This window comes from Sinorhizobium sp. M4_45, assembly GCF_002885915.1.
In the GTDB taxonomy this organism is placed as follows: domain Bacteria; phylum Pseudomonadota; class Alphaproteobacteria; order Rhizobiales; family Rhizobiaceae; genus Sinorhizobium; species Sinorhizobium meliloti_A.
Window position 1 is genome coordinate 334,900 of record NZ_NWVE01000002.1, and the last position, 21,098, is coordinate 355,997.

Below are 21,098 nucleotides of genomic sequence, written 5' to 3' on the forward strand. Positions count from 1 at the left end.
GTGCAGGATGGCCGATGACGGAGGTGGCGATGGAGCAGAACCTGTCCACGATACGCAAAGCCGCGGGTAGCGAGGGGGAGCCGACCATCGCGCTTGCCCTCGGCGGCGGCGGCGCGCGCGGACTTGCCCACATCCATGTCATCGAGGCGCTCGATGAGATGGGGCTTCGGCCGGCGGTCGTCGCCGGTTCGTCGATCGGCGCTCTCATGGGCGCGGGCGTGGCCGCCGGCATGAGCGGGAAGGAAATCCGTGAACACGTGCTTTCGACCGTCGGCCGGCGTGGGGAGGTTCTCAACCGCCTATGGCGATTGAGGCCGACCAGTCTTGCCGAGGCTGTGGCGAGCGGCTTCCGCGTCGGCCAGTTCAATATAGAGCGTGTGCTGAAGGCCTTCCTGCCTGAGGCGGTGCCTGTCCGCTTCTCCGATCTGGCCATCCCCCTGAAAATCATCGTCACCGACTATTACGGACAGACGGAGCGGGTCTGCGAAAGCGGGGACCTCTACAAGGCGCTCGCTGCCTCCTGTGCCCTGCCGGCGGTATTCATGCCGGTGAAGATCGACGGCCGCGTGATGATCGACGGCGGCATCTATAATCCGATCCCCTTCGATCACCTGCGCGGACTGGCAGATATCGTCGTCGCCGTCGATGTCGTCGGCGGGCCGGATAGCGACGGGGAGACGATCCCGAGCCGTATCGACAGCCTGTTCGGCGCGACCCAGTTGATGATGCAGTCGATCATCACGATGAAGATGCAGGCCGGCGCACCGGATATTCTCCTGCGTCCCGATGTCGGGCGGTTCCGCGTCCTGGATTTTTTGCGGGCCCAGGAATTGCTGACCGCCACCAGCGGGACCAAGGACGAGGTGAAGCGCGCGCTGGCAGAGCGCATCGATCGGTGGAAGAAGGGGATATAGGCGACCAGGGGCAAATGATCTGTTCAACCGGTTTGAACAAAATCCCCGGTCGGAGACGCGGGATGCGGGCGGAAAACCGCACACACTTTTCTCCCGCTCTAAGGCCTGTCGAGATTCTGGCCACCCGCTGCGGCTTGATTGATTTCCTCAGGAATCCAGCCAGACCAAGTTCTTGGGCTGGAAAGGCTCTTCCGCGCCGCAGACGCGGCGCTGCTGGATCCCTGTGGCGAGCACAGATCGGCTACGATCAAAGGAAATAAGCTTCAACGCCATTATCCATCTCGCAGCAGCCGTCATAAACTCAAAATGAGTCTCAACAGGCCTTAGCACAAGTGTTAACAGGCCCTGATATCACTCCGCCTTTTCCAGCGTCTCGTCGGCAAGATCCGGCAGAGCATCGTCAGGCTGAGTGACTTCACGCTTCGGCTTTACCAGCGGTTCCGGCCGGACGGGCCTTGAATGCAGCATGTCGCGGCCGGCGGTGACCCTCTGCTTCCTGCAGGACCAACTGCGCGAGCCTTACGCCGCCGGGATATCGGTTTGCGAGAAATCACTTGAGGGGAGTCCATCCTCGTCATAACCGATGATGTCATCGGAGCTGCGACCGTCGAGGACGGGCATGGCATTCCAGCGGCGTTGAATGGCCTCCAGATCCTTCAGAAGAGCCGCGCGCCGGGCAGCGGTGTCGGTTCGGCGCAATCGTTCTTCGAGGGCACGCTTGGTAGCCAGCGTGATGGATTCCCCTGTCCGCCGCTCAAGTGTGCGGGCAAGCTGCTCGGTTTCTATATCCTTGATGCTCAGCGCCATTAGAGGCTTCCTGGTTCCCACCAGTCTATATTCTACCGGAATGAAACATTGATATCCAGAACGCACGTCCATATTGCGGCAGCAGGGACGGTCGACGGGTCGTGACGCGGAGTTCCTGGAGATCATTTCGGCCCTGACAGAGAGGGCCCTTTCTCTTAGATCAAGATGATTTAAGTCGGATCGACCTAAAACATGAGCGTATCGATTCCAAGAAGTTGAGACGCGGGATGCGGGCGGAAACCCGCACACACTTTTCTCCCGCTCTAGGGCCTGTCGAGATTCGGGCCACCCGCGGCGGCTTGTTTGATTTCCTCATTCCTGTGCTTGTCACAGGAATCCAGCCAGACCAAGTCCTTGGGCTGAAAGAACTCTTCCTGCGCCGCAGACGCGGCGCTGCTGGATCCCTGTGACGAGCACAGGGGGGATGAGGACGGAGGAGAGATGCAGTCCTCCGATACGTTTTCCTACAGCGCTGCGCGTCTTATGAGACGCGCGAAGGTCGCTGCAGCACTTTGAGCTGCTGCATGTCTTTGTCTTTTGATCGGCTACGATCAAAGGAAACAAGCTTCAACGCCATTATCCATCTCGCAGCAGCCGTCATAAACTCAAAATGAATCTCAACAGGCCTTAGCACCAGTGTTAACAGGCCCTGATATCACTCCGCCTTTTCCAGCGTTTCGTCGGCAAGATCCGGCAGAGCATCGTCAGGCTGAGTGACTTCACGCTTCGGCTTTACCAGCGGTTCCGGCCGGACGGGCCTTGAATGCAGCATGTCGCGGCCGGCGGTGATGCCCTCCGCTTCCTGGAGCACCAGCCTTGCCTCGTCGCGGCGGCGGATATCGTCCATGATGCCAATGGCTTCGTCGCCGTTCACGCCGAGCGCCTCGAGCGTCTTACGGCCGAAAAGCAGACCCGACTCGAACGTCTCGCGCAATTCGTAGTCGACACCCCGTGCGCGCAGTTCCAGAGTGTGCAGGCGGTCGTAGGAGCGCGCGAAGATGCGGGCATTCGGGTATTCGGCATGGACGAGATCGATGATCTTGTCCGTGACCTCCTTCTTCTGCGTGCACACGGCGACAATCTTCGCCTTCTCTATTCCGGCCGCTCGCAAGACGTCGAGGCGTGTGCCGTCGCCGAAATAGATGCGGAAGCCGAATGTGGCGGCCTGACGCACGCGTGCCGCGGAATGGTCGATGATCGTCACATCGCGGCCGCCGGCGAGAAGGATCTGCGAAGCGATCTGGGCGAAGCGGGAAAAACCGATCATCAGCACGTCGGCGCCGGCGCCCTCGAAATCCTCTTCCATTTCCTCGGCCAGTTCGTCCTGCTTGTGCATCAGCCGCCTGGAGAGCATCGCTGCCACGGGTGTCAACGCCATGGAGAGCGTGACGATGGCGACGAGCAGGGAGGACGTGGCTTGCGAGAAGACGCCGGCCGCGGCGGCTGCGGTGAAGAGCACGAAGCCGAATTCGCCGCCCTGCGGCAGAAGCAGGCCGATGCGCACGGCGTCGTTGTGGCGTGAGCCGGCTGCCCGGCACAGTCCGTAAAGGACCAGGCTCTTTACCAGCATCAGCACGGGAACGGCGATGATGATGCTCAGCAGGTTCTCTGCCACCACATGGAGCTCGAGCGACAGGCCGACCGCCATGAAGAAAAGCGCCTGGAGGATGCCGCGGAATGGCTCGATGTCGGCCTCCAACTCGTGACGATAGGACGATTCCGCCAGCAACACCCCGGCAAGGAAGGCGCCCATCGCCATGGAAAGGCCGGCGAGCTGCATCATCGTCGCCGCGCCCATGACGACGAGAAGCGCGGCTGCGATCATGACGTCGCGCGCGCCGGTGCGCGCGATCACCTGAAACAGCGGATTGAGAAGATAGCGACCGGCGGCGAAAAGCGCGGCCACGGCGGCGATGGCGATCGCGAAGTCTTCGATCGGCGTGGTCGTATCCTCCGGTGCCTGCGCCGCCATCAGCGGAATGATCGCAAGCAGAGGCACGATCGCCAGGTCCTGGAGCAGGAGAATGGAGAAGGCGCGCTGGCCATAGCGCGTGTTGGTATCGTTGTTCTCCTCCAGGATCTGCATGGCGAAGGCCGTGGAGGAGAGCGCCAGGCCGAAGCCGGCGACGACGCTGCCGGCGCCTCCGAGAAGACCGCTGAACGCGATCAGGAACGAAAGAACGGCCCCGGTGATCACGACCTGTGCCGTACCGAGACCGAAGATGTCGCGCCGCATCTGCCACAGTCGCGACGGTTTCAGCTCCAGGCCGATGATGAACAGCAGGAAGACGACGCCGAGTTCCGAGACATGCAGAATCTCTTCGCCTTCCGTGATTTGCTGGGCGACGGGACCGATCAGGATGCCGGCGGCGAGGTAACCAAGGATGGTGCCGAGCCCGAGACGCTTGAACAGCGGCGCTGCGATCACGGCGCCGGCAAGCAGCATGAGCGCCTGCGAATAGATTATCGTTGTCGTTTCCATGCTCGGTGCTTCCGCTATAAAGGCCGGGGGACCCGTGGGAGAGGGCGTATTCCGCCGCATATCATTTTGCTGCTGGGGCGGGAATCACGATGATGCCCTTGATGCATGCTTCAGTGCACAATAAATGGGACAGGAATGAAAGGCCAAAATCATGTCTGAGACGATCGATTCCGCCGTCCTCGAGCAACGTGCCGCCGAGCTTGTCGATCAGGCGCGCCGCGCCGGCGCGGATGCCGCGGATGCCGTGGTGGTGCGTGGCCGCTCCCGTTCGGTTTCGGTGCGGCTCGGCAAGGTGGAGGCGACGGAAGCTTCCGAGAGCGACGATTTCTCGCTCAGGGTCTTTGTCGGGCGGCGCGTCGCCAGTGTTTCCGCCAATCCGGGCTTCGACTTGAAGGTCCTGGCAGAGCGTGCGGTGGCGATGGCGAAGGCGTCGCCGGAGGATCCTTACGCATCGCTTGCCGACCCCGATCACCTGGCGAAGTCCTATCCGGATCTCGAACTTTTCGACAACCGGGACGTATCGACCGAAGCACTCACGGAGGCGGCGCTCGCCGCCGAAGGAGCCGCGCTTTCGGTCACAGGCGTCACCAATTCCAGCGGGGCGGGCGCATCGGCCGGCATGGGCGGGCTCGTGCTCGTCACGTCTCATGGTTTCTCCGGCTCCTATATGGCCACCCGTTTCGGCTGCTCCGTCAGCGCCATCGCCGGCGAAGGCACCAAGATGGAACGGGATTACGACTTCGACAGCCGCCTCTATTTCGATGAGCTCCGCACTGCCGAGGATATCGGCCGGGTCGCCGGCGAGCGGGCGGCGGCGCGCGTCAACCCCCGCCGCGTCGCGACGCAGAAGAACGTGACGGTCGTTTTCGATCCGCGCGTCGCACGCGGCTTCGTCGGACATCTTGCGGGAGCCATCAACGGAGCGTCTGTCGCCCGCAAGACCAGCTTCCTGCGCGACATGATGGGCAAGCAGATCATGAAATCGGGCATTGCCGTTACCGACGATCCGTTGATCGTCCGCGGCGCCTCCTCGCGTCCTTTCGACGGGGAGGGGGTCAGCGGCTCGAAATTGTCGATGGTCGAGGATGGCGTGCTGCGCCATTGGTTCCTGTCCACGTCTGCGGCCAGGGAGCTCGGCCTCGAGACCAACGGGCGCGGCGTTCGCGGCGGTCCGGCGGTCAGCCCGGCCTCCACCAATCTCGCCCTCGAGCCCGGCTCCGTCTCGCGCGACGATCTGATCCGCGGCGTCGGCACCGGCTTCTATGTCACCGAGCTCATCGGCCAGGGTGTCAACATGGTGACGGGCGAATATAGTCGCGGCGCCTCCGGCTTCTGGATTGAAAACGGCGAAATCCTCTATCCTGTTTCCGAGGTGACGATCGCCTCCAATCTCAAGCAGATGTTCATGGCGCTGACGCCGGCCGACGACATCGACAGGAAGTTCGGCATCGCCGCTCCGACGCTTGCGATCGAAGGCATGACGATCGCCGGAACTTGAATGTGGGCGGTGCGTTGCACTACAGCGCCGCGTGTAAGGATTTGCATGTCAGAAACAGCCCTTTCGATCCGCCCGGCCTGGGACGAGGACCTCGAACTCATTCTTACCGCTGCAGTCGCGGCGGGCGACACTGCGCTCGGCTATTTCCGCAAGACGCTGGACGTCCGCTGGAAAAATGAGGGCCGTTCCCCCGTAAGCGAGGCCGACCTCGCCGCCAACGACATCCTCAAGGGGCGGCTGCTCGCCGCACGGCCGGACTATGGCTGGCTTTCGGAGGAGACCGACGACGACGAAAGCCGTCTCGTCCGCGAGATCGTCTTTGTCGTCGATCCCATCGACGGCACCCGGGCCTTCATCGCCGGCAAGGATCTCTGGTGCGTCAGCGTCGCCGTCGTCCACCGTGGCCAGCCTGTGGCCGGCGTTCTCTATGCGCCCGCCCTCGACGAGATATTCCAGGCGACCCGCGATGGCGAAGCGCGGAAGAACGGCAAGGCGATTGCCGTGCGGGAGGCGGCATCCGGCGCGGTGCTGAAGGTGGCGGCGGCCGAGGATGTCATGGGCAGGCTGGCATTGCCCTATCGCAACAGGATGATGCGTGTGTCGCACGTGCCGTCGCTCGCCTATCGCCTTGCGATGATCGCGGATGGACGCATCGATGGAACGATAGTCAAGCGGAATTCGCACGATTGGGATTTGGCGGCCGCCGACCTCATCCTTTCGCGCGCCGGGGGGGCGCTTTGCAGTCTCGATGGCGAGCCCTTGTCCTACAACCGCCCGACTGTCACCCACGGCGTTCTGGGAGCGGCCTCGGGAACCGCGCTGCCGGCGTTGCTCGCCGCCTCCAGGCCGCTTGAGCCCCATTGACCTTTAGGGGCGAATGCCGCAAACCACCCCAACACCAATAAGAACACAGATGGAATTTCGATGGCTCACGACTCCGAGAAAAAACAACGGCTGCACCTCGTCTTCGGCGGCGAATTGGCAACGCTCACCGACGTGCAGTTTCGCGATCTGGAAAATCTGGATATCGTCGGCATCTTCCCGGACTACGAGAGCGCGCATGTCGCCTGGAAAGCCAAGGCTCAGATGACCGTCGACAATGCGCATATGCGCTATTTCATCGTCCACATGCATCGCCTGCTCGATCCGGAAGTGAAGTAATGCCGTCGGCGTCGGACGCGGCGGAGGGCAAGCGTTCATGAGCAGCCTGCGCGCAAGGCTGGCACTTTCCGGCTATCGCTGGCTCGGAACGGCCGTCTATCCCTTCTTCTGGTCCTATCTTGCGCTCCGCGCGGCGAAGGGCAAGGAGGACCCGGCACGCCGGCGCGAACGCTATGGCTATGCTAGTGCGCCGCGGCCCCAGGGCCCTCTCGTCTGGTTCCACGCCGCCAGTGTCGGAGAGACGAATGCAGTCACTCCGCTGATCAAGGAAATCCGCCGCCGGGGCATCGCCGTGGTGCTGACCACCGGTACGACGACCTCGGCGCGGGTCGCCGCGGAGCGATTGGGCTCGGCCGTCGTGCACCAGTATGTGCCGCTCGATTTCAAGCCGGCGGTGAGCCGTTTTCTGGAATATTGGCAGCCGGATCTGGCGATCATCGCCGAATCGGAGATCTGGCCGATGACGATCATGGAGCTCGGCAGGCGCCATATTCCGCAGGTTCTGGTCAATGGCCGTCTTTCCGACCGCACCTTCGCCCGATGGAGGCGCCGGCCGTCGCTTGCCGATGCTCTCTTTGAAAATCTCGCGCTCGTCATCGCTCAGTCCGATGTCGATGCGGAGCGTTTCCGCACGCTGGGTGCGCTCCCGGTTACGGTCTCCGGCAACCTCAAGGTGGACAACGACGCGCCGCCGCACGATCCCCGGGACCTGCGCGAATACCGCCAGCAGATCGGTGCACGAAAGACCTGGGCTGCGATCTCGACCTTCGAGGGGGAGGAGAATGCGGCCGGGACCGTTCACCAGGCGCTGAAGGAGAGAACCGGGCTTCTGACGATCATCGTTCCTCGCCATCCGGAGCGTTGCGACGCGATCGAGGCTGCCCTGGTCGCGAAGGGGTTGACCGTCGCGCGCCGCACGCGCGGCGATCCGGTCACACCGGAAGTCGACATTCTACTCGGCGATACGATCGGCGAAATGGGGCTCTATCTGAGGCTGACGGAAGTCGCTTTCGTCGGACGTTCGCTTTTCGCCGAGGGCGGTCAGAACCCGCTCGAGCCGGCCATGCTCGGCTGCGCTGTGCTCTCCGGCGGGAATGTGCAGAATTTCCGCGAGACCTACCAGATGCTCGCGAAGAACGGCAGCGCCAAGATCGTGCGCGATACGGAGATGCTCGCCAAGGGGGTCAACTACCTGCTCGCCAACGACGACATGCGTCGCTCGATGATCGATGCCGGACTCGAAACCGTGCAACAGATGCGGGGCGCGCTGACGGCGACGATGAAGGGCCTCGACCCCTACATCAACCCGCTTGTGGTGAAGGCGCGGCTGGAGCCGCGCCCTGAAGCCTGAAACGTGAAGCCTCGATTGGAAGGGACCATGCCCGCAACGAAACCGATCGCCGGCATATTGTTCGACAAGGACGGCACCCTTCTCGACTACGTGAAGAGCTGGGTGCCGGTGAATTACGAGCTGGCGCGGATCGCCGCCAAGGGCAATGAGAGCCTTGCGCGTGTCCTCCTTCAGGCGGGCGGGATGGATCCGGAGACCGGATATGTCGTTCCCGACAGCCTGCTTGCGGCCGGGAATACCGTGGAGATTGCCATCGGCATGGTCGGCGCCGGCGCGCCGTTTACCGTGGAAGAATTGACGGCGCTGTTCGACGGGCTCTTTGCACAATCCGCGCATTATGCCGTGCCGGTGACCGATCTCGCATCCTTTTTTGCCGGGCTGCACGCGAAAGGCTACCGGCTCGGCGTCGCCTCCAGCGACAACGAGCGATCGATCCGGGAAACCGCCAAACGCTTCGGTTTCGAGGACTACCTCCATTACGTCGCCGGCTACGATAGCGGCTATGGAACAAAGCCGGAGCCCGGCATGGTGCTCGGGTTTTGCGCCGCAACGGGGCTTGCACCCGACGAGGTGGCCGTAGTCGGCGACAACAATCACGACATGCATATGGGCCGCAGTGCCGGCGTCGGCATGACGGTTGCCGTTTTGACCGGCACCGGATCGCGCCAGTCGCTTGCCGCGTCTTGCGACCACTGCCTCGCCGATATTACCGAGCTGGAAGCGGTGCTCACGAACTGATCGGCTTGCCTTTTTCTCCGTTCTGACGTTCTTTGTCGCCGGTCACACCGCTCACGGCCGATGCCCGCGGCGGAAAGTTCTGGATTTGCCCTTCCTGCCCTCCAGGTGCAGGAGCGGCCGCACGGATATTTACGGGTAAAGATGGTTTCAGAAGCGCCCCCGTTCTGGTGGACCAAGGCCGACTGGCGCGCCTATGCTCTTTGGCCCTTTTCCTGGGTTTACGGTCGGATCGCCGGGATGCGCATGGACCGGGCGCGCCGGGCGACCTCCGCCGTGCCGCTGATCTGCATAGGCAACTTCACCGTCGGCGGAGCCGGAAAGACCCCGACGGCGATCGCGATTGCACGTGCCGCAAGGGCACGGGGCCTGAAGCCCGCTTTCCTGAGCCGCGGCTATGGCGGGTCGCTGGACGTCACGACGGTGGTCGACCCCGAGCACCATCGCGCGCGCGACGTCGGCGACGAGCCGCTGCTGCTTGCCCGCGAGGCCCTCACCGTGATCTGCCGACGCAGGGTGGATGGCGCACGCAAGCTTGCTGCGGAAGGCGCCGATATCATCATCATGGATGATGGCTTCCAGAGTGCCCGGCTCGTCTTCGATTTCGCCCTTCTGGTGGTCGATTCCGGCCGCGGTATCGGCAATGGCCATCTCGTGCCTTCCGGCCCGGTTCGGGCGCCGATCGGCAATCAGCTGCGCCATGCCAACGCTCTCCTGAAACTCGGCCACGGCTCCGCCGCCGATACTCTCGTCCGCCAGGCGGCACGGGCCGGCAAGCCCGTCTATGTGGCCGAAACGGTGCGCACGGATACAGGGCCGCTCGACGGCGTCAAGGTCCTTGCCTGGGCCGGGATCGCCGATCCGGAGAAGTTCTTCAAGACCGTTCGCGAGACTGGCGCGGTGATCGAAGAGACCCGGACCTTCCCGGATCACCACCATTTCTCCGAGGACGAGATTGCCGATCTGATCGACCGTGCCGCAAGCCGGGGCTATACGCTGGTGACCACGGCCAAGGACATGGTTCGCCTGGAGCCCGGACACGGACGGGCAGGGGAACTGGCGGCGAAAAGCCGCGTGATCGAGATCGAGGTGCGCTTCGACGATCCGGCGGCGCCGGGTGCAATCATCGACGCGACACTTGCCGCCGCCCGCGCCCGCCGATTGCGCGAGCGCAAGACAGGTTAGTCAAGCCTGACCCGCCAGGCCGCCGGCGCGTCGTTCCGCTTCGAGCGAGGCATCCGCGTCGGCGTAAGCCTCCTGGCGCGCGACGCTCCAGTACCTGAGTTCATCGACCGGAACGGGCTTGCCCGTAACGGCACAGATCACGTGCGAGCCGGCAAGTACGACTTGGAAGTCTCCGTCGAGATAGCGGATCTTCGCCTCCCGGGAGGAGCTTCCTTCAAAACGGTTCATCATGCCTGAACGGGCCTCGTCTAATCGTGGACGTCCTGATCTATCGCGGCGCTCTGCAAAAAACCAGTGGTTTCGGAAGATGGTTCCAGCAGGGTCTCAGCTCCGCCCGAAAAGCCGCTCGATGTCGGCCAGCTTCAGCTCGATATAGGTCGGCCGGCCGTGATTGCATTGCCCGGAGCCGGGCGTGGCCTCCATCTGGCGAAGCAGAGCGTTCATCTCTTCGGTGCGCAACCGGCGGCCCGAGCGAACCGAGCCGTGGCAGGCCATGGTGGCGGCGAGATATTCGAGCCGGCCGGCGAGCCCACCGGCCGTATCCCATTCCGCGAGCTCGTCGGCAAGCTGGCGAACCAGTCCGGCGGCGTCCATTTCGCCGAGCATCGCCGGCGTTTCGCGGACGGCGATCGCCGCGGGGCCGAAACGCTCGATGGCCAGTCCCAGGCGCGTGAACTCCTGCGCATGCGCAATCAGCCGGTCGCAATCGTCTTCCGGCAGGTCGACGATCTCGGGGATCAGCAGCGCCTGCGCCGGTACCGGGCGGGCGTGGAGCGCCGTCCGCATCGTCTCGAAGACGAGACGCTCATGGGCGGCGTGCTGGTCGACGATCACGAGCCCGTCATCGGTCTGGGCGACGATATAGTTTTCATGAAGCTGGGCGCGGGCGGCACCAAGCGGGAAGGAAACCGCCCGCCCATCGGCGGCCCGCGTCGCCTCGACGGCGGCGGCAGCGCTGCGCGCCGATGGCTGGGCGAAATCGGAGAAGGCCGCCTGGGGTGCTTCTGCAAAACCCCGCGCGGTCTCGTCGAAGCGCAGCGGCCGATAGGGCGAGACGGCGGCCGTCCAGGGTTCCTGCGGCCGGTCTGCCCGGTGGAACTCGGGACGGAAGGCGCGCATCAGCCCATGCGCCCCGGTCGTCGCTGCCCGGTCTCCCTCACGCGCCAGTGCCTCGCGGATGGCGCCGATGATCAAGCCGCGGATCAGTCCGGGATCGCGGAAGCGCACGTCCGATTTTGCCGGATGGACATTGACGTCGACGAGAGCCGGGTCGAGCGTGATCGACAGCACCGCGATCGGGTAGCGCCCCTGCGGAATGGTCTCGGCATAGGCGGCGCGGATCGCGGACATGATCAGCTTGTCCTGGACCGGCCGGCCGTTGACGAAGGCATATTGCTGAAGCGAATTGCCGCGGTTGAAGGTCGGCACGCCGGCAAAGCCAGTCAGCCGCGCATCCTCGCGCTCGGCGTCGATCTCGATGGCATTGTCGCGGAAATCGCGGCCGAGCACTTGCGCCATCCGCGCCAGCCGGTCGTCGCCTGTTGCGGAGAATTCGAGCGTCGTGCGATCGGAGCCGGAAAGCACGAAACGCACTCTCGGAAAGGCGATCGCCATACGCCGGACGACTTCCGAGATCGCCGCCGCCTCGGCCTTTTCCGACTTCATGAATTTCAGCCGCGCCGGGGTCGCGAAGAAGAGGTCGCGCACCTCGACCACGGTGCCTACGATAGCGGCCGACGGCCGGGCGGGCTCGCTCCTGCCGCCGGTGACCGTGATCGCCGCGCCTTCCCGGGCCTCCGCCGTCCTCGTGGTGATCGACAGGCGCGCCACCGATCCGATCGAGGGCAGGGCTTCGCCGCGGAAACCGAGCGTCCGGATATCGGCGAGGCTGTCGTCGAGCTTGGAGGTGCAATGGCGGCGGATCGCCAGTTCGAGATCGGCCGGCGACATGCCGATGCCGTTGTCGGTGACCCTGAGGAGCGTCTTGCCGCCACCGGCGGTCGCGATCTCGATCCTCGTCGCGCCCGCATCGAGCGCGTTCTCGATCAGTTCCTTCGCGGCGCTCGCCGGTCGTTCGATGACTTCGCCGGCGGCGATCTGATTGATGAGCGTTTCGGAAAGTTGTTTGATGGCCATGCCCTATTTTCCAGGATTCGGAGAGGGAGGGAAAGCCCCGCGCTCACACTTCTCCAAGGCTTCCGGCCGGACCTGCAAAAAGCGGTATTGCGACTTAATCGGGCTTTAACGTTCTGCTGCAATTTTCCACAGCAACCTGAATGATCGTCGGGTTTTTGCCTCTGGAGCACCGCGGCGTTGCTGGACGCCGCCCGCATCCCTTCGAAGGATGCCTCAAAGGCGGCCAGCATGTCCCGAAATGAAACCGCTGCTGATCGGTTGGCCGGACCGTAGCCGGGCCGGGAAGGCCGTTCAGCGGACAGAGTGCTACAGCACCCGTTATGCGTCCAAGGACGGCTGGCGCTGTAGCGGGAACGAGGGCAGCGCGATGAATGATGTGGCGTCGGGCGGCGCAGACATCAGCAGGATCATTCTGGAGGCAAGCGGCGAAACGCTTGGCGCCGCCTTGCTCGTTTTCGGCCGGGACGACACCATCACCTTCGCGAGCGCCTCGATACTGCAATTTTTCCCCGTGCCCGCCGGCATGCTGGTTCCCGGGACGCGGCTGCGCGATTTTCTGGGGGCGGTATACGATACCGGCGTGCGCCCCGGAACCTTGCCGGAGTCCAGCCGGCACAGGCCGAACCGCGAAGACTGGATCGCCGAGCAGATGGCGCTCCACTGGCGGGAACGCTACGAGAATGTCGAGAGGGCCGGCCGGACGCGCTGGCTCTCTCTGCGTCAGCGGCGGCTGTCGAGCGGTATCGGCCTTCTCGCCGTCAGCGACGTCTCCGAACAGAAGAAGCGCGACGAGCAGGCCCGGACCGATCTCCAGCGGATCGCCCTGACGGAAGAGATCCTCAACGCTCAGCCCAATCCCATCTGCGTCAAGGACAGCAATCTCCGCTACATCGCCGTAAACACGGCCTTCTGCGTCATCCACGATCTCGCGCCGGACGCCATGCTCGGACGTTCCGCCTCGGACCTCGTAGAAACGGAGCTTGCGGAGCACTTCGAACGGTCGGACCGCCACGTCCTGGAGACAGGCATGCCGCATTCGGAGGCGGAGCATATCGTTCGCGCCGACGGCAGCGACCTTTGGGTCGTGACGCGCAAATATTGTATCGGCCTGCCCGGCCGCCATTTCGTCGTCACCTGCATGACCGACGTCACCGATATCGCCGTCTGGTATGACGGCTCGGAAAAAGGCGGCGACACCGGTCTGCAGATCCGGGACTATAGCATCTTCACGCCTGCGCAGAATTTCTACGATCCCTTCCGGTCGCTCGACTTGCAGCAACTCGCCCACGCCGGATCGAAGATCGACATGCTGCCGGCGCGGGAATTGCGCGTGCTTCTGGCGACCGCCGACCGGGACATGGAAGAGCGATTCGTGGCGCGGCTGCGCGGCTTCGGGCTCGACGCCTGTGCGGTCCGCAATGGCGAGGAACTCGACGCCTTCGCGATGACCGCCGGGGCCCGCGGATTGGAGATCGACCTTCTTCTGCTCGACACCGCCTTTCCGGAGAAGCATCGCGTTCTCGCCTCCTGGCGCGCCTGTACATGGGTCGAGGTATCGGGCGATATGGATGCGACGATGCTGCTTGGGGAGATCTTCGCTGTCCGCGCCCGCGGCGCGCGTTCGCCCTTGCTGCAGCCCGAATGGGGGATTGCGCTCGACCGCGATCTCGCGCCCGCGACGCAGGCGCCGACGGTGGAAGTCCTCGTCGCGGAGGACAACCAGGTCAACCAGTTCGTCTTCGCGCAGATCCTGGAGGGGCTCGGGATTTCCCACCGGATCGCCGCGGATGGAAGAGAAGCGGTGGACCTCTGGCACGAACTCCAGCCCGCCCTGGTTCTGATGGACGTCTCCATGCCGGTGATGAACGGCTTTGAAGCCGCCATTGCCATTCGACAGGCCGAGAAGGGCACGGGCCGTCGCACGCCGATCGTGGCCGTGACCGCCCAGGCGCTCGATATCGACCTCGAGCGCTGCAGGACTTCGGGAATGGACGACCACATCATGAAGCCGGTCAGCCCGGACATGATCGAGATGCTGCTGCGGAAACACCTGCCGGCGGCCGAAAGGCACGTTTCGGGTTCTGGTCGGAGCGGATCGCAATGACATTGCAGGAGCTCGGTATCGATCGGGCGAAGCGGGACAGGCCGTATAGTGCCTCCTTCGTCGATCCATTGACCGAGCTCGGCAATGCACGCCACCTCAAGCAAACCGTCTGCGCCCTCGCGGCCGAACGGGCAAGCGATCCCGCACCCTTTACCATCGCCCTTGCAAATCTGGACGGGTTCAAGCCGATCAACGACCTCTTCGGCCCTGAGGCCGGCGATCAGATCCTGCGCCAGGTGGCGCACCGGCTGAAGGCCTGCGTTCCCGAGGGCGCGACGGTGACGCGTACCGCGGATGACGAATTCGCCATCGTCCTGCCGCTGGTCTTTGAACGAAGGAGTGCGGAGAAGCGCGGCCAGATGCTAAAGGAAGTGCTCTCTTCGCCCTTCGCACTCGGCGACCGGAACGTTCGGCTCTCGGCCTCGTTCGGCTTTGCTGTCTATCCCTTTGCCGGAGATACGTTCGACGACCTGCTGAAGAGCGCCGATACCGCGCTCTACCGCTCCAAACGGCGCGGCCGCGGACAGATCACCGTCTATTCGCAAGAGATCGCACAGGAGATGAAGCACGCGACGCAGCTTGAGCAGGCACTGCGCAATGCGATCATCGCCGGTGGGATCGATGTCCACTTTCAACCGATCGTCGATCTGCGCAGCGACCGTCCGGTGGGTTTCGAGGCGCTGGCGCGGTGGTGCGACGCCGACCTCGGCTATGTCTCGCCGGCCGTCTTCGTGCCTTTCGCGGAAGAGCGCGGATTCATCGACGCGCTTTCCGAAATGCTTCTGCGCAAGGCGGCGCGGGCTGCCCTGTCCTGGCCGGAGGACCTCTTCCTGTCCTTCAACCTGTCCTCGGTCCAGCTGATGGATCCGGCGACGAGCGCTCGGCTCCTGGCAATCACAGCTCAGGTGGGCCTCGACCCCCGGCGCCTCGAACTCGAGATCACCGAGACCGCTGCGATGGCCGACGCCGGTACTGCCCAGAGGATCGTCACCGAATTGAGAGCGGCCGGTGTGCGCGTGTCGCTGGACGATTTCGGAACGGGCCAGTCGAGCCTCGGGCGGCTCAGGGATTTTTCCCTCGACAAGGTGAAGATAGACCGGACCTTCGTTTCGGGGATTTCCACCGACCGGACTTCAGAACATATCGTCAAGGCGATCGTTTCGATGTGCGAGGGGCTGGAACTCGCCGTGGTCGCCGAAGGCATCGAGCATTCATCCGAGGCGCTGAAGCTCAAGGCGCTCGGCTGCGGCCTGGGACAGGGCTATTTCTACGGCAAGCCCGCCGATGCCGATGCCACCTTGCGTTACCTTTCCGAGCATTACCCGGATATGGCGGCGGTGCGCTGAAGCGCCTCATGCCCGCTTGCGGTTTCGGCCCCCGAACGATCGCGGAGGCCCTCCTCCAAAAGCCAGTCGCGGATGCGGCGCGCCTGACTGTTGAGTTCGCGTGACCGCGGCCAGACGACGTAGAAGGCCTGGCCCGTCCTCAGCACATGCCCCCCGACCGGCACCAGCGCGCCGGAGCGCACCTGTCGGGCGGTCAGATGCTCCCAGCCGAGCGCAATGCCCTCTCCCGCCAGCACGGCCTGGATCACGAGCACGTAATCGTTGATCGCGAGCCTTTTGCCTTGCGCCGGATAGGCAAGGCCCGCGCTCGCGAACCATTCGGTCCAGTCGCAGGCACGCCTTACGGGCTCTTCGAGGTGGATAAGATTGTGCCTGATGAGGTCCGCGGGCGTTGCCGGCAGCCCATGCGTCTCGATATAGGCGGGTGTCGCCACGGCCTGGATGACTTCATCGGCCAGCACCGCCGCGTGATAGCGCGGCCAATGGCTGGGGTCCCCGCCACGAATTCCGAGCGGGATCGGCTCCTCATCCAGATCGAGGTCGCGCACGCTTGTCTGGATGCGAAGGTCGATCTCCGGCAGGTCTTCGCGCAGCCGGGCTAGCCGCGGCAGCATCCACATGGAGGTGAAGGCCGTCGAGGCCGCCAGCGTCACATTGGTCTCGCGCCCTTTGGCGCGGATGCCTTCGGCCGACTTCTGGATCCGCGCGAGGCCGACCGAGACATCCGCGTGAAACTTTTCTCCCGCCTCCGTCAGTTCGACGGCCCGGTGCACACGGTGGAACAGCGGCACGCCCAGCTGGTTCTCGAGTCCTCGAATGGCGTAGGACACCGCTGCCTGAGTCATTCCGAGCTCACCGGCAGCGCGTGTGAAGTTCTGATGCCGGCCGGCTGCCTCGAAGACGATGAGGCTCGCGGCAGACGGTAGGAGACGGCGCAGGTTTTCCATAAGTACCACTTATATCAAGCGTCGAATTTTTCCTGCGTTACAATAGCCTTTCTCGTCAATACCATCATTGCAAATGATGGGAGATCGACCATGGAAGTGTTGGAAGCAACCGGCGAGGCGCCGAAACGGACCCGGAGCGGGCGACCGCAGCGACGCGAGGGCAGCAAGAATCTCGGCGTCCCCTACATCGCCCGCAATATACCGACCTATGACATCCTCGGCGAGGAGAACCTGGAGCGGATCGAAGGGGTAGCCGACCGCATTCTCGCCGAAGTCGGCATCGAGTTTCGCGACGACCCGGTGGCGCTCGACCACTGGCGGCGCGCCGGGGCGAAGATCGAGGGCCTTCGCGTCACCTTCGAGCCGGGGATGCTGAAAGAGATCGTCCGCTCGGCGCCGGCGCAATTCACGCAGCACGCCCGCAATCCCGCCCGCAGCGTCGAGATCGGCGGCCGCAACGTGGTGTTCTCTCCGGCATACGGTTCTCCCTTCGTCATGGATCTGGACAAGGGCAGGCGCTACGGCACCATCGAGGACTTCCGCAATCTGGTGAAGCTCGCCCAGTCGAGCCCCTGGCTGCACCACTCCGGCGGTACCATCTGCGAACCGTGCGACGTGCCGGTGAACAAACGTCATCTCGACATGGTCTACAGCCACATAAAATACTCCGATCGCGCCTTCATGGGATCGATTACCTCGGAGGAACGTGCCGAGGATTCGATCGAAATGGCCCGCATTCTTTTCGGTGCCGAATTCGTCGACGGCAACTGCGTCATTCTCGGCAATGTCAACGTCAACTCGCCGCTCGTCTGGGACGGCACGATGACGAAGTCGCTGCGGGCCTATGCGCGCGCCAACCAGGCCGCGGTGATCGTGCCGTTCATCCTCGGCGGCGCGATGGGGCCGGTCACCAATGCCGGGGCGATTGCGCAATCCTATGCCGAAACGCTTGCCGGCTGTGCGCTGACGCAGCTCGAACGCAAGGGCGCGCCCGTCATCTTCGGAAACTTCCTTTCCTCGATGTCGCTCCGCTCGGGCTCGCCGACCTTCGGCACGCCGGAGCCGGCGATCGGCAGCATGGTCATCGGCCAGCTCGCACGCCGGCTCGGCCTGCCGTTGCGCTGCGCCGGAAACTTCTCCAACTCGAAGCGCCCGGATGCACAGGCGATGCAGGAAGGCGTCATGTCGATGCTGTCGGCCGTACATTGCGGCGCCAATTTCGTCCTGCACTCGGCAGGCTTTGCCGACGGGCTGCTGGCCATGTCCTACGAAAAATTCATGATGGACATGGATTTCTGCGGGGCACTGCATTCCTATCTTGCCGGCGTCGTGGTCGACGACAATACGCTCGCCATGGACGCCTTCCTGGAGGTGGGTCCGGGCAGCCACTTCCTTGGCTCCGGCCACACGATGCGCAATTATCAGACCGCCTTCTGGGACAGCGCCCTTTCCGATAACGAGCCCTTCGAGAAATGGGTGGAACAGGGCGAAACCGACATGGCGCTGCGGGCGAACAGGAGCTGGAAAAAGGCTCTCGCCGAATATGAGGCGCCGCCCTTGGATGCGGCAATCGACGAAGCGCTGAACGACTATGTCGACAGACGCAAAAGCGGCATGGCCGACGCGTGGTACTGAGCATCTCCAACGCGTTGCCACCAGACGACGAAAAGCGGCGCCATGGGCGCCGCTTCTGTTGTTCGTTTTAGAGCCTGCGGCTTACTGCTGCGGGGCAGGTTCCGCAGGCGCCGGTGCCGGGGTCGTACCCGTTGCCGAAGTCGTCGACGTATCTACCGGCTGGTCGGCGTTGCGCTCGGCCATTACCTGCGATTTCGTCTTGAACTCCGGAGCACCCTTCAGCGAATCCGCCGTTTCGGTCGTGGTCAGCTTGATCTCGTCCGAATCGGGCTGGTCGGCAATCGCGATCTTGTCGAACGGAACCGCGACGTTCTTTTCCCCGATGCCGAGGAAGCCGCCAACTCCGACGATGGCAGCAGCGATACCGCCTTCCTTCTCGATGATCAGGTCGTTGATCTCGCCGATGCTTTCATCGCTGGCATTGTAGACGGACTGGCCGATATAAGTATTCGCGGACACTTGGTTTTCCGCTTGCTCTGTCAGGTAGCTGGCGTCACCAGCCGCCATATCGGTCGTCGTGTCTGCCGTATCCGGTGTCTGCGCCTGCTCGTCGGCGGCCGGCGGGGTAGCCGGAGCCGGGGCGGGTTCCATGGTCTGGGTTTCAGGTGCCGTAGCCGGAGGCGTCGTGGTTTGCTGTGCGAAGCTCATCGGGGCAACGGCAACGCCCACGAGAAGCGCGCCAGCGGCAACGGAAGATATAAGTCTCTCTTTCATGTCAGACTGCCTTTCGTTGACGTTGTCGGCTAGAGGGCACTACGTGCGCTTTTCGCCCGCATTCCCTTCCAGCCCTTTGGCATCGATCACGATGTCATCACCGTGATCCAGGCGCAGCCTCAAGTTGGGCCAGGGATGCTGCGCCGATGACACTCAAGCAACGCCCGGCAACGCAAACTGTTCCGGAAAAAGTGAACGCCGAGCTGGCTGGAACGAGGCTTCCATTGGTGTGCGCTCGATGCGGCTGCGCCGCATGCTCGGTGAACATGCGGCGCAGAAGCTCGCATTCCGGTTGTCTTTCGAAGGGGACGCCTTCATGGCTCCAGGGTCCGGGGCGAAGGCTCGATCAGTGACTTTCTCGGAGGACCTCGCTGCCGCTCTTGCCGACGAGGAAATCGAGGTCCGCGCCCCTGTCGGCCTGCAGCACCGTGTCGTGATAGAGTTTGTAGTAGCCGCGATGCCATTTCTGTTCGGGCGGCTGCCAGGCCGCCATCCGGGCCGCCAGTTCTTCCTCGCTGACGAGCAGGTTCAGCTCGCCTTTCAGGGCGTCCAGGCGGATCCGGTCGCCGGTCCTGACGATCGCCAGGGGCCCGCCGGCATTGGCTTCTGGGCTCACATGAAGAACGACGGTGCCGAAGGCGGTGCCGGACATGCGCGCATCGGAGATGCGCACCATATCGCGCACGCCCTTTTCGACGAGCCGGCGTGGAATCGGCATGTTGCCGACTTCCGCCATGCCGGGATAGCCCTTCGGTCCGCAACCCTTGAGCACGAGGATCGTGTCTTCGGTGACCGGCAGGTCGGGATCGTCGATCTTGGCCCTGAGGTCTTCGATCGTGTCGAAGACATAGGCCGGCCCCTCGTGGGCGAGCAGATGTTCGCTTGCCGCAGACGGCTTGATCACCGCACCGTTGGGCGCAAGATTACCCTTCAGCACGCGAATGCCCGCCGCCGCACGCAACGGGTTGTCTAGCGGGCGGATGACATCGTCGTTATAGACCTCCGCGCCCTCCCAATATTTGCTGATCGGAACGCCGAAGACCGTCGGTGCGTCGGCGTGCAGCAGGTGCTGGATTCGATTCATCACGGCCGGCAGGCCGCCCGCATAGGCGAGATCCTCGATCAGATACTTGCCCGACGGCATGCAGTTGACGATGCAGGGCACCTGACCGCCCACCCGATCGAAATCCTCGAGACAGAGGTCGATACCCGCGCGCCCGGCGATCGCCAGCATGTGGACCACGGCATTGGTCGACCCGCCGACAGCGGCGTTGGCGATGATGCCGTTCTCGAAGTTCTCCCTTGTCAGGATTTTCGACAGCCTGAGGTCCTCGTGGACCATCTCGACGATGCGCTTGCCGGTCATGTGCGAGAGCGCCATGCGGCGGGCGTCGACCGCGGGCAGGGCGGCGTTCGTCGGAAGCGACAGGCCCATGGCTTCCACGATCGACGCCATCGTCGTCGCCGTGCCCATGGTCATGCAGACGCCCGGCGAGCGCGACATGCCGCTTTCGGCGGCCATGAATTCCTGCAGGCTCATTTCGCCGGCGCGTACCGCCTCCGAAAACTTCCAGACGTCCGTGCCCGACCCGATATCCTTGCCCTTCCACTTGCCGTTCAGCATGGGGCCGGAGGAAACGACGATCGTCGGGAGGTCGACCGAGGCCGCTCCCATCAGCTGGCCCGGAGTGGTCTTGTCGCAGCCGCCGAGAAGCACGACGCCGTCGATGCCATAGGCGCGGATGGCCTCTTCGACATCCATTGCAAGCAGGTTGCGGAAGAGCATGGCGGTCGGACGCATCTGCGTCTCCCCGAGCGACGACACCGGAAATTCGACCGGAAAGCCCCCCGCTTCCCAGACGCCGCGCTTCACCCCTTCGGCGAGGATACGCAGATGGCTGTTGCAGGGCGTGAGCTCCGACCAGGTGTTGCATATGCCGATGATCGGCCGGCCGTCGAAAACATGGTCGGGAAACCCCTGATTCTTCATCCAGGACCGATGAATGAAGCCGTCCTTGTGCGTGCCGCCGTACCAGTGACGGCTTCTCAGTTCTTTTTTCTTGTCGCTCATCCGAGCACTCCT

At 63.7% G+C, this 21,098-nt stretch carries 17 protein-coding genes; 10 read left to right on the plus strand and 7 right to left on the minus strand.

Annotated elements, in window-relative coordinates; genetic code table 11:
* Positions 1-14: 14 nt before the first annotated feature.
* Positions 15-914: a patatin-like phospholipase family protein gene (locus tag CN933_RS07260; protein ID WP_018094349.1), complete on the plus strand. Its 900-nt coding sequence runs from the start codon at positions 15-17 to the stop codon at positions 912-914.
* A 519-nt stretch (positions 915-1,433) separates the two neighbouring features.
* Here CN933_RS07260 and CN933_RS07265 read toward each other — a convergent pair.
* A complete protein-coding gene (locus CN933_RS07265; protein ID WP_018094352.1) occupies positions 1,434-1,721 on the minus strand; it encodes a type II toxin-antitoxin system VapB family antitoxin in 288 nt (95 codons plus the stop codon).
* A gap of 655 nt (positions 1,722-2,376) precedes the next feature.
* Complete coding sequence (locus CN933_RS07270; protein WP_018094353.1) at positions 2,377-4,203, minus strand: monovalent cation:proton antiporter-2 (CPA2) family protein; 1,827 nt, start codon at positions 4,201-4,203, stop codon at positions 2,377-2,379.
* A gap of 151 nt (positions 4,204-4,354) precedes the next feature.
* Here CN933_RS07270 and CN933_RS07275 point away from each other — a divergent pair, with 151 nt between their 5' ends.
* The 6 genes from CN933_RS07275 (at position 4,355) to lpxK (ending at position 10,133) form a co-directional block, all read left to right on the plus strand.
* Positions 4,355-5,701 (plus strand): TldD/PmbA family protein, encoded by a 1,347-nt coding sequence (locus tag CN933_RS07275; protein ID WP_018094354.1) that lies wholly within the window; start codon positions 4,355-4,357, stop codon positions 5,699-5,701.
* A 45-nt stretch (positions 5,702-5,746) separates the two neighbouring features.
* Positions 5,747-6,565, plus strand: coding sequence for a 3'(2'),5'-bisphosphate nucleotidase CysQ (locus CN933_RS07280; RefSeq protein WP_018094355.1), 819 nt, complete (start codon positions 5,747-5,749; stop codon positions 6,563-6,565).
* A 60-nt stretch (positions 6,566-6,625) separates the two neighbouring features.
* On the plus strand, positions 6,626-6,862 hold the full coding sequence (locus CN933_RS07285) for a DUF4170 domain-containing protein (RefSeq protein ID WP_018094356.1): 237 nt from the start codon (positions 6,626-6,628) through the stop codon (positions 6,860-6,862).
* A 37-nt stretch (positions 6,863-6,899) separates the two neighbouring features.
* A complete protein-coding gene (waaA, locus tag CN933_RS07290; protein WP_018094357.1) occupies positions 6,900-8,213 on the plus strand; it encodes a lipid IV(A) 3-deoxy-D-manno-octulosonic acid transferase in 1,314 nt (437 codons plus the stop codon).
* A 27-nt stretch (positions 8,214-8,240) separates the two neighbouring features.
* Positions 8,241-8,951: an HAD family hydrolase gene (locus CN933_RS07295; RefSeq protein ID WP_102761387.1), complete on the plus strand. Its 711-nt coding sequence runs from the start codon at positions 8,241-8,243 to the stop codon at positions 8,949-8,951.
* Positions 8,952-9,092: 141 nt separating this feature from the next.
* Positions 9,093-10,133: a tetraacyldisaccharide 4'-kinase gene (gene lpxK / locus CN933_RS07300; RefSeq protein WP_018094359.1), complete on the plus strand. Its 1,041-nt coding sequence runs from the start codon at positions 9,093-9,095 to the stop codon at positions 10,131-10,133.
* Here the strand turns inward: lpxK and CN933_RS07305 are convergent, their stop codons facing one another.
* Complete coding sequence (locus tag CN933_RS07305) at positions 10,134-10,364, minus strand: DUF2093 domain-containing protein (protein ID WP_018094360.1); 231 nt, start codon at positions 10,362-10,364, stop codon at positions 10,134-10,136.
* A gap of 93 nt (positions 10,365-10,457) precedes the next feature.
* The gene (gene mutL / locus CN933_RS07310) at positions 10,458-12,269 is read right to left on the minus strand and encodes a DNA mismatch repair endonuclease MutL (protein WP_018094361.1); all 1,812 of its coding nucleotides are present in this window, start codon (positions 12,267-12,269) and stop codon (positions 10,458-10,460) included.
* A gap of 238 nt (positions 12,270-12,507) precedes the next feature.
* On the opposite strand from mutL, the gene CN933_RS07315 reads away from it, so the two are divergent.
* Both CN933_RS07315 and CN933_RS07320 read left to right on the plus strand, forming a co-directional pair.
* Positions 12,508-14,373 (plus strand): response regulator, encoded by a 1,866-nt coding sequence (locus CN933_RS07315; protein ID WP_180980699.1) that lies wholly within the window; start codon positions 12,508-12,510, stop codon positions 14,371-14,373.
* On the plus strand, positions 14,370-15,719 hold the full coding sequence (locus CN933_RS07320; protein ID WP_018094363.1) for a putative bifunctional diguanylate cyclase/phosphodiesterase: 1,350 nt from the start codon (positions 14,370-14,372) through the stop codon (positions 15,717-15,719). Before CN933_RS07315 ends, CN933_RS07320 begins: the two co-directional genes overlap by 4 nt.
* Here the strand turns inward: CN933_RS07320 and CN933_RS07325 are convergent.
* Positions 15,692-16,666, minus strand: a complete 975-nt coding sequence (locus CN933_RS07325) for a LysR substrate-binding domain-containing protein (RefSeq protein ID WP_018094364.1) — start codon at positions 16,664-16,666, stop codon at positions 15,692-15,694. The genes CN933_RS07320 and CN933_RS07325 overlap by 28 nt on opposite strands.
* Positions 16,667-16,756: 90 nt before the next feature.
* Here CN933_RS07325 and CN933_RS07330 point away from each other — a divergent pair, with 90 nt between their 5' ends.
* Positions 16,757-18,301: a trimethylamine methyltransferase family protein gene (locus tag CN933_RS07330; RefSeq protein ID WP_102761388.1), complete on the plus strand. Its 1,545-nt coding sequence runs from the start codon at positions 16,757-16,759 to the stop codon at positions 18,299-18,301.
* An 81-nt stretch (positions 18,302-18,382) separates the two neighbouring features.
* Here the strand turns inward: CN933_RS07330 and CN933_RS07335 are convergent, their stop codons facing one another.
* Entirely contained in the window at positions 18,383-19,015 is a 633-nt protein-coding gene (locus tag CN933_RS07335; protein ID WP_018094366.1) for a PRC-barrel domain-containing protein, read from the minus strand.
* A gap of 346 nt (positions 19,016-19,361) precedes the next feature.
* Complete coding sequence (locus tag CN933_RS07340) at positions 19,362-21,086, minus strand: IlvD/Edd family dehydratase (RefSeq protein ID WP_018094368.1); 1,725 nt, start codon at positions 21,084-21,086, stop codon at positions 19,362-19,364.
* Positions 21,087-21,098 lie beyond the last annotated feature (12 nt).